We start from the raw sequence: 14994 nt of genomic DNA, 5'->3' as shown, positions 1-14994 counted from the left end.
CAAATCTGTCATTGGTAGTCCCTCAGTTAGTCAATTCATCGATTCATCATAAAACCAATACCTAGGTTTAAATTATAAAGCTTAATTTTGCAGGCAATAGCGAAAGGCGGATTTTTTATCTCTGCCATTATGAAAGAATTTATTATGTCTGAAAAAAGAACAGAAATAGGTGAATTGGGAGAGTTTGGTCTGATAGACCGTCTCCATCAAAAGGTTAAAATCAATCAAGAATCTACTTTAAAAGGAATCGGTGACGATGCTGCAGTAATAGCGGCTGGCGACCATGTAAAGGTAGTGACCACAGATTTGCTTTTAGAAGGGGTACATTTTGACCTGTCATATGCTCCTCTGCCGCATGTGGGATTCAAGGCTGTTGCTGTCAATATATCTGACGTGGCTGCCATGAATGCCATTCCAAAACAAATTACAGTAAGTATTGCGATCACCAACAGGTTTTCGGTAGAAGCTGTGGAGGCCTTGTATTCTGGGATCAATGCAGCTTGTGAACACTTTGGAGTAGACTTGATTGGAGGAGATACCACTTCTTCAAGGTCTGGTTTGGTTATTTCCATTACCGCCATTGGTGAAGCCCAAAAGGAACAATTGAGTTACCGTTCTGGTGCCAAGGAAAATGACATCATCTGCGTGACAGGTGACTTGGGAGGCGCATTTATAGGTTTGCAGGTATTGGAAAGAGAAAAACAGGTGTTTTTGGCCAATCCGAATATGCAGCCTGAGTTAGATAAGTACCAAATTGTAACAGCAAGGCAACTCCGTCCTGACGCCAGAATGGATATCATCCATGAGTTGAGGGAAATGGGAGTGGTTCCGACCAGTATGCTCGATGTGTCGGATGGTTTGGCTTCTGAGCTTTTTCATATCTGTAAGTCTTCCAAAGTAGGAGTCACTATTTATGAAGACAAACTTCCAATAGACAAACAGACTTATGATACGGCTGTAGAACTGAATATGGATCCGACGACCTGCGTACTGAATGGAGGAGAAGATTACGAATTGCTCTTTACCATCACACAGGAAGATTTCAAAAAGCTGGAAAAGCATCCGGACATACACTTTATCGGCTATGTCAACAAGGAAGAAGATGGCAAAAACCTGGTCACCAAATCAGGACCCGCTGTTGCCTTGAAGGCACAAGGCTGGAAGCATTTTTAAGATATTTTCAAAAAGGAAAGGGCAAAAAGCCCTCTCCTTTTTGAAAATAATTGTTGTTGTGTATTTTTAATTGATAGCAGCATGTATCAATATGGAAAATTTTTTTAAAAGACACTAAATTCTATCCTTTACAGATTGTTAAAGATGATAGGGAGCCACAAACAATCGTTGATCAAATCCTTGATTGTAAAAATATAATTGTCAGAAAAGAACGTTTGCTTGTTGGAGACTATCTTTTGGATAATGATTTGTTGGTTGAAAGAAAATCAATAGCAGATTTTTGTGCTTCTGTCAAGGATGGTAGGCTTTTTAAACAAATTGCTAAGTAGGCCAATTCAAACATTAAATCTTGTTTGATTCTGGAAGGAAAAGAAAAAGAGTTTAGAGAAACGGGGTTTAAGAAAAATGCCATCCAAGGGATCATTATCTCCATTTCTTTGGTCTTTAAAATTCCTGTTATAAGGTCAAAATCTCAAAAGCAGACCATTTCAATCATGCTTCAAAGCTACAAACAGCTTACCAAGGATAAGTTGAATGATTTTAGATTTTTTCCTAGGCTGAAACCTAAATTCAAAAAAAACTGATCTTTTTTTAAGCAGAACGTGCATGTTCTAGAGGGGTTTCCGGGAATTGGAGCCGATCGGGCAGAGCGTTTGATCCAATATTTTGGAAGTCTTCAAAATGTTTTCATTTCCCCTGAATCGGAATTGGTTAAAGTGGAAGGAATAGGAAAGACCATTGCCAGACAAATGAGAATGGTTTTAGGTGAGTGATGGTAGAGAAGAGGATGAACCAAGTGTTTACAAGGGATAGGTCAGACATGGCAGGTTTAGGAAACCTGCCATGTATTTTTTTGACGAGTGGCGCGGATAAGTACAGGATTTTTTGAAGTTTTCGAACACAGAAAACATTTCTTAGAACCAAGACCTTTTACCCGTATGAAACTCAAACTATTGTCAATTCTTTTTTTACTCACCTTTGCCATTGGCAACCTATTCGCCCAAGAGATGAGTTTTGAGGAATACAATCCTCCTTCTACTTTGGTAGTGCCTGAGAATCCTGTCCAAAGAGCCAAATTCCCTTTTATTGATATCCATAGTCACCAATGGAATGTCAGTCAGGAATTGATCACCAATAAACTTGTTCCTGAAATGGACGAATTGAACATGGGTGTAATGGTCAACCTTAGCGGAAGAGGCTATGCGCGAAATGGAGATGATATTGACCGTCAGGAGTACATGTATTCCATGATCCGTAGGATGAATGGTGTCGCACCGGGTAGGTTTATAGTATTTACCAACCTTTCCTTCAATGACTTTGGGACTCCAGGTTGGTCTGCAAAAGCGGTTGCTGACTTGCAAAAAGATGTTGAAAATGGAGCCAATGGTTTGAAAATCTTCAAAAGCCTTGGTTTGTCGGTCAATGACATCAATGGAAACCGTGTTCCTGTAGACCATCCTGACCTTGATCCTGTGTGGGCAAAAGCAGGTGAATTGGGTATACCGGTATTGATACATGCGGGCGATCCGGCGGCTTTTTGGGAACCTATGGATGCCAATAATGAGCGTTGGCTTGAACTCAAACTCAATCCTGGAAGAAAGCGAAGTGATACCAATCCAGCTCCTTTTGAGCAGATCATTGCCGAGCAGCACCATGTATTTGCAAAGCATCCCAACACAACCTTTGTCAATGCGCACATGGGATGGATGGCCAACAACCTTGATGCTGCTGAAGCCCATTTGGAAAAATATTCCAATGTGTATTTTGGAATAGGAGCCGTGATCGCGGAGTTTGGGAGGCAACCGAAAAGAGCAAGGGCCTTCTTTGAAAAATATCAAGATCGGGTGCTTTTTGGGAAAGATTCATACAACAAAGAAGAGTTTTATACCTACTTCAGGGTCTTGGAAACCGAGGACGAATATTTTCCCTATTACAAAAAATACCATGCTTTTTGGGCCATGTACGGTTTGGGTTTGCCAGATGAAGTCTTAAAGAAACTCTACTACAAAAATGCCATTAAGATCATTCCAGGAATCGATGGTAGTAGGTTTCCGGATTGAGGGGTTTAAAGAATTTCTTTACAAGTTATAATTGTGTAAATCCAAAATTTTTAAATTCTCAGATGACTTGGACGCTGAGGCAAAAAAAGGAGGTAGCAAAAAACAAAAAAGCAACTTGACTTATGAAAGTAGTGGTGGATACTAACATTGTGTTCAGTGCTATGCTTAACATAATTGGTTAACCAAAAAAATAACTATCCTGAAGATTACATTGTAATGACATTACTTAAAACATGATTTGTTTTATTCAAAACAGTTATTGAATCTTGTAGTAAATTTTAATGATTATGGCATTGACTATCAAAAGTATCCCTGTATAAAAAGAGAAGGAAGCTGAAAAATTTGTTAAAATGGCTGAGAAATCTATTTCGAAAAGCTCTACTGTAGATTTTAGTAAGGAGTTGGTGAAAGCTCATGCCATTCTTAAAAAAGCTAAAATGATGTAAATATTAAAGGTTTGGGATTTTTATTAGATTATTGTACTTTTTCTGTCCTCTCTGAGGAAATTTTAATTAAGACCAATACTTTTGATTGATATCCACCCTATCTCTCGAATGGGAGGTATCTACAAATATTTTATACCTAAAATTACTTCTCCCCCTTCACCCCCTTCTTATGCCAATACGAAGCCAGCACTGAACCCGTAATGTTCATAAATGGTCCAAAGACAGCAGGGGCCAAACCTACGGTGGCGATTTTGCCCATTTCCTTGGCGATGCCTGAGGCAAGGCCTCCGTTTTGCATGCCTACTTCAAGGGCTATGGTTCGGCAGTCTCTTTCATCCATGCGGAAGAGTTTACCTGCCCAATACCCAAGGGTATACCCACTCAGGTTATGGATGACGACCAAGCCAATCAATATTGGGCCAATAGATAATAATGAGTCCCTCCCGGCAGCGGTGATGATTACAATGATGACCCCTATGGCAATCATAGACAAAAGCGGCATGGCATCATCCAGCCATTTGACTTTGCCACTGAAAAACCTGTTGAAAAGCAGTCCTGCACCAATAGGGATAATCACGATTTTGACAATGTCCATCATCATCTTGAGGATGTCCACTTCTACAAATTCCCCTGCCAGCCAACCCATCAAAGCCGGCGTGACGAAGGGTGCCAGCATGGTAGTTACTGCAGTAATGGTAATGGAAAGCGCCAAATTGGCTTTGGCCAAAAAACTCATCACATTGGAGGCCATCCCACTTGGTGAACAACCTACCAATATGATTCCTGCAGCAATCTCAGGAGGTAGGCCACTTCCTTTGGCCAAGGCAAAACCGATAAAGGGCATGATGGTGAATTGACATAAAACCCCTGCTAGAACTCCTCGAGGCATTTTGATGACTCCATGAAAATCCTTTAGGCTCATGGAGGTTCCCATACCAAACATAATTAATTGTAGTAGCGGGACTATCAAGCCACTAAGGGTAAAGCCTCCCCAAGTAGTAAACCAGTTTGGATAAAACATCGCAGCAGTCACTGCTGCAAAAATCATTACTGTATAGGTATAACCTTTTAAGGCTTCCTGACCACGTATTCCAATACCTAATAGTACCCAAAACAAGATCCAGATTACACCAGGGTAGGGTATGAAAAGAAAATATTGGTTGATGGCTGCAAGAAGGAATAGGATCCCCGCTGCAACAAAACAAAATTTATAGATGGAGGTAGGCATTTAGGGTTTTTTATAAAGAATATGAGTATTCGCTATTCTGCTACCTACTAAATACAATGATGTCATTTGACACTCCGATACTTGTAGATATTGGATATTATGATTATCCTCAATCATGCCACTAGTCAATTAAACGAGGGTTTATTGGCAAACGGATACTAATAGATATTGGATATTTATAGATATTGGTTCGAAATCACAGGTTAATTCTATTATTTAGATTCTACTGGTATGAAAGCGGATATACATTTAAAAGATAAACGAGGTCGGGGAAATTCTTTGTGCCGTAGTGTCTTTGTGGCTATTTTGAATCAGGCCACTCGGACACCAAGGCACAAAGAAATAATTGCTTAAGAGAAAGGCTTCATGATTAGGCGTTAGATCAACTCCAAAGTCTATCCCAAGATCGCTTTTGATCCCATTCAGGGGTGGGTTCAAAATATCCCGGAGCATCAGGATGAAGGTGTTCTCTGATAACTTCTTCGTTCAAATCCACACCAAGTCCAGGTGCATCTAAAGGAACATTGGCAAAGCCCTTGGTAATCATGGGCTGCGAGCCTGTCATGGTGACCAGTTTTTCCCACCAAGGGGTATCTACAGAATGGTGTTCTAAAGAAAGGAAGTTTTGGGTTGCTGCAGCGCAATGTACATTGGCCATAAAACAAATGGGCGAGCCTGCCATGTGCATGGCCATGGCCACCCCTTGTTCTTCGGCATAATCCCCGATTTTTTTGGTTTCCAACAACCCTCCTGAAGTACCGAGATCTGGGTGAACCACATCTACAGCACGTGCATCTATCAGGGGCTTGAAGCCATTGAGCATGTAAATATCTTCTCCCGTACACGTAGGTGTCTCCAATGCATCAGAAACGGTTCTCCATTGATCAGTGTACATCCATGGCACCATGTCTTCCAACCAAGCGAGGCGGTATTTGTCCATGGCTTTCCCAAACCTGATGGAATTGTTGATATCGAAGTGTCCAAAATGATCAGCGGAAAGAGGAATTTCATAACCAACTGCACTTCTAACATTTTCGACATATTCAGCCAAGCCTTCCAAACCTTTTTCATTGATCTGGACATGGGTGAAAGGATGAAGGGTGCTACCATAACTCATGTAATCCCGGGTGTCGTACTGACCTTTGGCGCCATTCCAGAATTTGGAGTTGTTCAAAGCATCTCTTTGGTCTGCTACCAAATGAATGCCCAGGTCCATTTTTAACCATGTGAATCCTTGCACTTCCGTTCGCTCTTTCATTACCGCAGCAAATTCTTTGGGGTCATTAAATCCGGGAGTATCGGCGTATAACCTGACTGTGTCCCTGTATCTTCCACCCAAGAGTTGCCATGCCGGTACTCCGTAAGCTTTTCCGCAAAGGTCCCAAAGCGCCATTTCTACTGCACAGACTCCCCCTGCTTGTCGACCATGATGGCCAAACTGACGGATGATTTTGAAAAGTTTTTCTACGTTGCAGGGGTTTTCTCCCAATATGCGGCTTTTGAGCATCAAGGCATAACGCTCATCGCCACCATCACGCACATCCCCCAGACCATAAATCCCCTGGTTGGTATCGATTCGGATGATTGGGGTTCGTCCTACATTTTTGATCACTGCTACTCGCATATCTGTGATTTTCAAATCAGATGGAGCGGAAAATCTATTCACTTTTGACGTGGTGTGGGCCAATGTATCTTCCATGGAAGCTCCCATCATAGCTCCCAAACCAATACCACCTAGAGCTGCTTTTCTGAAAAAATCTCTACGACTGTTTTCCTTTTCGGTATTTTTGGTGATTTGACTGGCTTTTGTTTCTTCTTCTTTCTTGTGTTTTTCAATGACATCTTGCAAAATGGTTTTCATAGGTTTTTAGGTTTATGTTAAGTGTAATATTTAAGCGCTACCAATTTCTTTCCTTGAGAAATTCATCCAATTCTTGACGGCTCATCGGAAGGTCAGTCTGGGTATTGATCCACTGCAAAAAGTCCTGAACGATGGTTTCTGACCAGCGGCTGTCAATTTCGCCTGGACTGTATTTGCCTTCTTTGAGTCTTTGGATGCCGAATTTGTCACGGAGCATGACAAACTCTGAATTGATAACCAAGTCAGCCAAAAGGTGAGAAGGTATAAAAATAACGCCGTATTTATTGGCGAGAACAGCGTCTCCAGGCACTACAGAAGCCCTCCCAATTCGGATGGGATAATTGATTGTGGTGAGCATCATCTGTTGGATGTAAGAAGGGTCATGTCCTTTGATCCAGCCGTTGAATCCGTCGATTTCACTTAAGCCAGCCATATCTCTGACTGAACCATAGAAAATTACACCTCTTTGGGATTTTGCATAAATAGCATTGCCAAGGTTGTCTCCGATCAGGGTGCCATCTACGATTTTACCATAACTGTCTGCTACATAAATGTCTTTTTCTTGCAATTCATCGATTGGCCATGAATTGGTTCCCCCTGATTGTACGCGGTCTTCCTCCTTTCCAATTTCTTTGACCACATCGTTTACATCGGGTCTCAAAGGCATGAATTGGGCTGTGAGGGCCCTACCGGTCATTACTCTGTCATCTTGAATAGTGATCCAATCATTTTCAAATTGGTTGTGGTACCCCTTATTTCTAAGGTATCCCCAAGCTTCTTCTACAGATATTTTTTCCAGCCTTTCTAATAAAGCATCGGGAACTTTTGGTCTTCCATCTGGGAATCGTTCTCCTGTCCATTCAGGTGTGATCTTTTTGATTTGATCGGGAGTAGGGGAGATTTGTTGGGCATGCAGTAAAACAGGCATTGCCATTATACAGCAAATTGCCAAAAAGCATTTTTTCATAGTTAATAGGTTTATGGGTTATTATCAATAGGAATTAGCAATTAAGTTAATGAAAAATTATAGAAATGATGGTTAAATATGGGAAATACGGAAGAATTGGGGTTTGAGTGATTGGGATATGAGGTGAGGGGAGGAAAGGATGAATAAAATGAAAGAAGGATTGAAATTGGTGAAGGCATCTTCCGGATCACGAAGTGATCGAATTTTGAATAGCCCTAGGTGCAACCTAGGGATTTAAGGATAATGACGATATTATTTTTTGGCCAAAAGAAGATCAATGGTGAATTAAGCTTTTTGCCAAAAACAGGGATGAAATGGGAAAGGATGAAGCCCGTCCGAGTGGGCACCCGGCCGTGGATGAGGGATAAAGAATAAAGGATAAAGGATAAAGGATAAAGGAGGAAGGATGAAGGATGAAGAGAACCAAAGCCTGTACCGAGTATAGGCAAACCAAGATCGGCTTCAAAATATTAGGAAGTTATGATTCTCGAAAGGCCTCGTAAATCGTATTTTGTAAATCAAAAATAATGAATGAAGTAATTTTTTCCCCTCAATCCTCAGGATACGGCACATACACAAAACTGGTGAAATTGCCATCTACCACAAAAAGGCAGCAAAACTCATCAGGGTCTTTGTAGGCTTTCTCAAAATCTTCGAGCAATTCCTCAGAAATCAGCTTACGTTGAAGAAACTCATCCAAATAAGTGATATAGTAATTCCAGTCAAGTTTCTTTTCTTCTTTACCTAAAAACAGCTGACCGATGGGTTGGTCTTCCTTGGAAATGGGGAAAATCGGATACTTGGAAAATTTCCTGCTGCGTACCTGATAAGAAGCTTCCTTGAGTACTTCAGCCACTTTTACAAAATCTTTAGTGATGGTACCCAAGTATTTTCCATTCAATTCTGGATCGTTGAAGTCTGAAATCATGATTTTTTCAAAGTTAAACGTACTACATTTTCTACATGATAGGTCTGTGGAAACATATCCACAGGCTGAATTTTGTCAAGGCTGTATTTTTCTGACAATAATGCCACATCTCTAGCTTGGGTAGCGGGGTTGCAACTCACATACACAATCTTAGGAGCTTCGAGTTGGAGTAGCATATTGACCACATCTTCGTGCATTCCAGCCCTTGGCGGATCGGTGATGATGACATCGGGTTTGGCATGCTTAGCGATAAATTCATTATTGAGCATGTCTTTCATATCCCCAGCATAAAAGAGTGTGTTGTCTATGCCATTTACTTTAGAATTGAGTTTGGCATCCTCAATCGCAGCTTCCACATATTCAATTCCGATGACTTGTTTTGCTTGTTTGGCTACAAAATTAGCTATGGTTCCGGTACCGGTGTACAAATCATACACAACTTCATTTCCTTCAAGTTCTGCAAAATCCCGGGTTACTTTATACAATTCATATGCCTGTTCTGAATTGGTTTGGTAAAATGACTTAGGACCAATTCTGAATTTCAGCCCTTCCATTTCTTCTTCAATAAAGGCTCTACCTGCGTAAGTGACTACATCAAGGTCATTGAATGTTTCGTTTTTCTTCAGGTTGACGATATACAATAAAGCGGTGATTTCAGGGAATCTGTCTTTTAAAAATGCCATCACCATTTCAATTTCTTCTTGAGTATCCGCCCCAAACTGCACAATGATCATGCTTTCTCCAGTACTACTCGTTCTGATGATCAGGTTACGGAGCAAGCCGACTTGATTTCTGATGTCATAAAAAGACAGGTTATTGTCCAAAGCAAATTCCCGAAGTTCATTTCTGACATCATTGGAGATATTTCCTTGCAAGTAACAGTGCTCGATGTCTACGATTTTATCAAACATCTTTGGGATATGGAATCCCAAGGCATTTCTTTCAAATTCTGCTCCCGAGTCAATCTCCTCCCGAGTCAACCATCTGTTGTTGGAAAAGGTGAAATCAAGCTTATTCCTATAGTATCGGGTGTTTTCTGAACCTAATATAGGCAAAACCTCTGGCATGTTTTCCACCTTGCCGATTCGGCTAAACTGATCGACTACTTGTTGTCTTTTGTAACTTTTTTGCAGGTCATAATTGATGTGTTGCCATTTGCAGCCGCCACAAGTGCCAAAATGAGAGCAAAATGCCTCGACTCTGTCTTTTGAATATTCGTGAAAATGGATTGGTTCACCCTCCATGAAGGAACTTTTGCCCCTGGTGATTCTGACATCTACCACATCTCCAGGCGCCACATCCTTTACAAAAACCACTTTGCCATCATGATGGCCTACACATTTCCCTTCAGTGGCAATTCTTTCTATCTTCAGGTCAGTGACCACTTTATTTTTCATCTTTCTTGACATGGGCGCAAAATTAAGAAAAAAGCATTAGCCCTTTTGATTTTCCAAATAAGATTCCTGAAAGTCGATAAATCTGTAGGCTTTGGGAATATTATTTTGGCCAAAAGACATTTTACTTTCACTCCTCCCGCCTATATTTTTATCTTTATCCCATAAATGGGCATAAAAATGAAATTGAAAGGAAAAGTAGTCATCGTCACAGGCGCAACCTCAGGGATCGGTGAGGCATGTGCCATGGCTTTTGGCAAAGAAGGGGCTAAAGTCGTCATCACTGGAAGGAAGCAGGTCAAAATAGACAATACCCTGCACAGACTGCAGCAGGAAGGGATTGAAGTCATGGGAATCTTGGCGGATGCTGCAATTGAAGCTGACAATGAGGAAGTGGTGCTTGAAACTGTCAAAAGGTTTGGGAGAATTGATATTTTGATCAACAACGCAGGGATTTCAATGCGTGCACTTTTTGAGGATTTGGACTTGGAGGTGTTCAAAAAGGTAATGGATACCAACTTTTATGGAGCAGTCTATGCCACCAAATATTGTTTACCTGAAATACTTAAAAATCAAGGCAGTATAGTTGCTGTCTCATCAATCAATGGCTACCGAGGCACGCCTGCCCGTACTGCTTACACAGCGAGTAAGTATGCCATGAATGGTTTTTTTGAATCTTTGCGTACTGAAGTAATGAAGAGAGGGGTACACATATTGGTCGCAAGTCCCGGGTTTACTTCTTCCAATATCAGGAACAATGCCTTGACAGCCCAGGGGCAAATTCAGGGAGAATCACCAAGAGAAGAGAATAAAATGATGAGTGCAGAAGAAGTGGCAGACGAGATTGTAAAAGCTACAATTAAGAGAAAAAGAGACTTGGTTTTAACCAATCAGGGAAAATTGGCAGTATTTCTGAATAAGTGGATACCGGGGACTATGGATAATTTGGTTTATAAGACCATGGCCAAGGAAAAGGACTCCCCATTTAAATAAACCTATGCTCAAAAACACCCTTCAGACATATCTTCACCGGTTGGTAGACCTTTCTAGTAGAAACAGGTCTCTGTATCTGCCTAAGTTGGCAGTCAGTCAGATGATTGACCTAAAGGATGTGGATTTTTTGAATGGGCAGGCTGATTTCGAAATTATTCGGGATTTGATTGGGAGAAAAAAAAGTATCCCTTTGACTCCAGTCATTGATGTCAGGAGTGCAAGTAGCAATAAGGCTTCACTAAGACTCAAAAGATTAGCGCATCTGGCTGAAACAGCGGAATCTGAAACAGGGGAAAAAAGTCTGTTTGTGGCCTGGCCTTATGTGGAAGGGAAGTTAATGAACGGGCAAATGATCCGTTGTCCTTTGATTTTTTTTCCGGTCAGTTTGGTCAATGATGGGAAAAATTGGATACTCCGAAAAACTTCGGGACAAGAACCTGAGTTTAACAAGACCTTCATTTTAGCTCTGGCACATTCCTTACAGGAAAAGCCAAAATTGAATGGTGATGAAAATCCTCTTGCTGAATTTTCAAAGGATGCGACTGAATTTCGGAACCAACTTTATGAATTTGCCAAAAGTCAACTTCCTGTCAACTTTAAAGCTGAACTCTACGAAGACAAATTACTTCGTTTTCCCGATGTAAATAAAGCTTTAGATGAAGAGAGGTTGGCCTTGGGAAAACTTGAACTCAAGCCTTATGCTGTATTAGGTCATTTTTCTCAAAAGACAAGTTTTTTGATTGAGGACTATGAGTACTTACTTGAGCATGCAGATTTTCCGGATTTGGAGCATTTGTTCGAGCATACCTATGCCAAAGAAGATAACCCAGGCAGCGGCAGAGAGGATCAGCTTTATACAGTTTTTCCAGTGGATGCAAGTCAGGAAAAAGTACTCAAGGCTGTCCGGTCGGGTTATTCTTGCGTGGTGGAGGGGCCTCCAGGTACAGGCAAGTCTCAATTGATCAGTAACCTGGCTTTGGATTATATCAGTAGGGGGAAAAAGGTACTTATTGTTTCACAGAAAAGGGCTGCGCTGGATGTAGTATTTGAAAGACTTTCCAGTCAGGGTTTTGCTTCGTTTTTAGGATTGGTACATGATTTCAAGGCAGATAGAAAGAATCTTTATCAAAAACTTGAAGCTCAGATTCAATCCATTGACCGCTATCAGGAACTCAACAGGACCATAGATGCCATTCAGCTTGAAAGACAATTTTCAATGTTGTCGAGAACAATCGAAAACTCTTCGGAGTACTTTGAGGAATATAGAAAGGCGCTGTTCAACACAGAGGAATGCGATGTCCCCATCAAAGAGTTGTACCTCAGTTCATCTTTGGAGGATACGCATTTTGACATGACCCAACATTACAAAAGGTTGACTTTTGATAAAGTAGACGCTTTTTTGCGTAATCTACATGAATACACGGTATACTATAGAAAGTACCAACAAACGGATTCTTTTTGGCTGCATAGGGTAGATTTCAGCAGTTTTGGCCCAAGTTCTCAAAATAGACTTGTAGAAATACTTGAGGAGATCAAGGAATTTAAAACGGATATTTCGGGTGCATTTCAAAGGCATACAGGCTTCGATTCCTCGTTCCTTTTCACCCTTTTGGAGCAAAAGAAGAACCTCAATTATTTGATTGGAGAAATTAAGGATCCTGAAATAATGAGGCTCTTAATTTCTATTCAAGACCATGATCCCAAAGAATTTGATTTGTTGTGGTTTGAGCACAAAATAGATATCATAAAAAAGCTCCTCTCTGGAGAGGGTGTGGAGTGGCATAGCAAAGATAATGAGGTGGAAAATTGCCTGACCTTGGCAATGCAGTATGCCAGAAGCCAAAATAAGTGGCTGACAAATATTCAATGGCCATGGAGGAAAAACAGGTTTGAAAGAGTTTTTGAATTGCTTCAAGTCAATCAGCTCGAAAGGGATGACGATGGCATCAATGCTTTGATCTCCAAACTAGAAAACAGGTTGAACCTCAACCATCAACTGACCCTTCTGGCCGGTAAAAATTGGCTGCACCTTCCGGAGAGGCCTTTCAGTTTTACAGAATTCAATCACTTTGGGCGAATTCATATTGAAGCGGTCAAGGCGCGGCTTCAGCTTCATGATTGGGGCATGATGGGCGACTTTATTTTTGCCATGCTAAAGGATAACAATAGTGGTGAAAAAAGGCTTCATAGTTTGATGGGGGAAGTATTAGCTTTGGAGGCAAACCTTTCAAGGTGGCGGTTGTATTTTTCCAAAATTCAGATCCAGCACCTTTTCGTACAAAGTCTGGGAGAAGAAATTGACTTTTTGATTAAAAGCCTTCCAAGGGCATTCGATGACTTGGTAGCTTTTGATGGTCTGAGGCAGAACCTTGATGTCTTTGAAATAGAGCTGATAGAAAAATTGCTGGATCATTTTCCGGAAAATTCTGTGACTGAAATTTCAGGGTTTTTTCTATCAGGATTGAAACATGCATGGATAGATCACATAGAAAAAAAGTATCCAGTGCTTCGCGAGATCAGTACACCAAAGGCATTAAATCTCCAAGAGGAGTTCTTAGCGGCTGTATCGGAAAAGTGGAAGATTTCCAAACATATAGCTGAATTGAGACTGAGGGAAAAGACTTTTCAAAAGCTGGAGTTTAACAGGCTTGGAAATCTTCTTACATACCGTAATCTTGGCCATCAAGTGAGTAAGAAAAAACGGATTTGGAGCATAAAGAAACTGATTCAGGAGTGTGAAACAGAGATTTTTCAACTTATGCCATGTTGGTTGGCCTCTCCAGAAACGGTTTCAGCGCTATTCCCCATGGAACAGGTATTTGATTTGGTGATATTTGATGAATCTTCTCAATGCTATGTAGAGCGAGGATTCCCAGCGATGCTAAGGGGAAAGCAGGTTGTGATCGCCGGAGATTCTCAACAGCTTCAGCCATTTGACCTATATCAGATTAGGTTGGAGACAGAAGAAGAAGGAGTAGAGGTTGAAACAGATTCCTTACTTGATTTGGCTTCCAACTACTTTCAGAAATTCTGGCTTCAAGGACATTACCGTAGTCTTCAGTCAGAGCTTATCTATTTTTCCAATAAAGAATTTTATGAAGGAAAACTTGAAATGCTGACCCAAAGGACATTGGTCAATGAAAAAAATATTCCTTTTAGTCTGCATAGGGTAGAAGGGCTTTGGGAAAATCAAGTGAATACTTTGGAGGTTTCTGAGGTAATTTCCATCGTCAAAACCCTTCAAAAAGAGAACCCAAACGATACAATTGGTATCATCACTTTTAACTTTTTTCAAATGGAGCTGATCAAAGAAGAGTTGGAAGCAAATAGGTATATCAAACTCCAAAATGTTCAGGTCAAAAACATCGAAAATGTGCAGGGAGACGAATTTGATCAGGTGGTTTTTTCTGTCGGCTATGCTAGAAATAAGAAAGGTCGGCTGATTGCCAATTTTGGAATGTTGTCCAAAAAAGGCGGAATCAATAGGCTAAACGTTGCCATCACCCGTGCAAGAAAGAAGATACATCTTGTGACCAGTTTGCATTCCAGAGATTTTAGTCAGCAGCAATTGAAGAATCAAGGTATCGCTATGCTAAAAGATTATATTGCCTTTATAGAGGGGATCGTAGCAGGAGAAACACCCACATTCCCAGAAGAAGGTGCTCAGGGGTACGAGTATTCGTGGTTTCTGAAAAACCGGCTTGAAGGTCTACACGGAGATGTTGAATTGGAAAAGTACAGCGCATCTCAATGGATGGATATGGTAGGTAAAAAAGAAGGTAAATCTGAAAGCGCAATGTTGACAGATGATCAGCGTCTTTATGGTGCAGTCAGTGCCAAAGAGGCTTTTGTCTATCACCCTTTACAACTACGGGAAAAAGGCTGGCCATACCACTTTGCTTTCAGTAGGCAATATTGGATGGGCCAACCTCTTTTTAGTTGAT

10 protein-coding genes and 1 pseudogene are annotated in these 14994 nt (G+C 40.9%); 6 read left to right on the top strand and 5 right to left on the bottom strand.

Translation table 11 applies throughout. From position 1 onward, the window contains the following. Window positions 1-144 precede the first annotated feature (144 nt). From thiL to CLW00_RS11050, 4 genes and pseudogenes are all read left to right on the top strand, one after another. Window positions 145-1173 carry a thiamine-phosphate kinase gene (gene thiL, locus CLW00_RS11070; RefSeq protein ID WP_106133960.1) on the top strand — a complete coding sequence of 343 codons (1029 nt, stop codon included), beginning with the start codon at window positions 145-147 and terminating at the stop codon, window positions 1171-1173. 89 nt (window positions 1174-1262) lie between these two features. Then, a pseudogene (locus tag CLW00_RS21850) lies at window positions 1263-1757 on the top strand (ERCC4 domain-containing protein). 18 nt (window positions 1758-1775) lie between these two features. Then, a complete protein-coding gene (locus tag CLW00_RS11055) occupies window positions 1776-1946 on the top strand; it encodes a helix-hairpin-helix domain-containing protein (RefSeq protein ID WP_106133752.1) in 171 nt (56 codons plus the stop codon). A gap of 165 nt (window positions 1947-2111) precedes the next feature. Then, on the top strand, window positions 2112-3233 hold the full coding sequence (locus CLW00_RS11050) for an amidohydrolase family protein (RefSeq protein WP_106133751.1): 1122 nt from the start codon (window positions 2112-2114) through the stop codon (window positions 3231-3233). A 588-nt stretch (window positions 3234-3821) separates the two neighbouring features. Here the strand turns inward: CLW00_RS11050 and CLW00_RS11045 are convergent. From CLW00_RS11045 to rlmD, 5 genes are all read right to left on the bottom strand, one after another. Beyond that, window positions 3822-4907: a bile acid:sodium symporter family protein gene (locus tag CLW00_RS11045; protein WP_106133750.1), complete on the bottom strand. Its 1086-nt coding sequence runs from the start codon at window positions 4905-4907 to the stop codon at window positions 3822-3824. A 382-nt stretch (window positions 4908-5289) separates the two neighbouring features. After that, on the bottom strand, window positions 5290-6768 hold the full coding sequence (locus CLW00_RS11040) for a mandelate racemase/muconate lactonizing enzyme family protein (protein ID WP_106133749.1): 1479 nt from the start codon (window positions 6766-6768) through the stop codon (window positions 5290-5292). A gap of 37 nt (window positions 6769-6805) precedes the next feature. Then, window positions 6806-7735: an RraA family protein gene (locus CLW00_RS11035; RefSeq protein ID WP_106133748.1), complete on the bottom strand. Its 930-nt coding sequence runs from the start codon at window positions 7733-7735 to the stop codon at window positions 6806-6808. 550 nt (window positions 7736-8285) lie between these two features. Further along, entirely contained in the window at window positions 8286-8663 is a 378-nt protein-coding gene (locus CLW00_RS11030; protein WP_106133747.1) for a hypothetical protein, read from the bottom strand. After that, a complete protein-coding gene (gene rlmD, locus CLW00_RS11025; protein ID WP_106133746.1) occupies window positions 8660-10072 on the bottom strand; it encodes a 23S rRNA (uracil(1939)-C(5))-methyltransferase RlmD in 1413 nt (470 codons plus the stop codon). Before rlmD ends, CLW00_RS11030 begins: the two co-directional genes overlap by 4 nt. A 165-nt stretch (window positions 10073-10237) precedes the next feature. Here rlmD and CLW00_RS11020 point away from each other — a divergent pair, with 165 nt between their 5' ends. Next, the gene (locus tag CLW00_RS11020; RefSeq protein WP_106133959.1) at window positions 10238-11050 is read left to right on the top strand and encodes an SDR family oxidoreductase; all 813 of its coding nucleotides are present in this window, start codon (window positions 10238-10240) and stop codon (window positions 11048-11050) included. Window positions 11051-11054: 4 nt separating this feature from the next. Next, window positions 11055-14993 (top strand): AAA domain-containing protein, encoded by a 3939-nt coding sequence (locus CLW00_RS11015; RefSeq protein ID WP_106133745.1) that lies wholly within the window; start codon window positions 11055-11057, stop codon window positions 14991-14993. Window position 14994 lies beyond the last annotated feature (1 nt).

It is taken from the genome of Mongoliibacter ruber, from assembly GCF_003003005.1.
In the GTDB taxonomy this organism is placed as follows: Bacteria; Bacteroidota; Bacteroidia; order Cytophagales; family Cyclobacteriaceae; genus Mongoliibacter; species Mongoliibacter ruber.
This window is presented reverse-complemented; position numbering and strand designations above follow the sequence as displayed.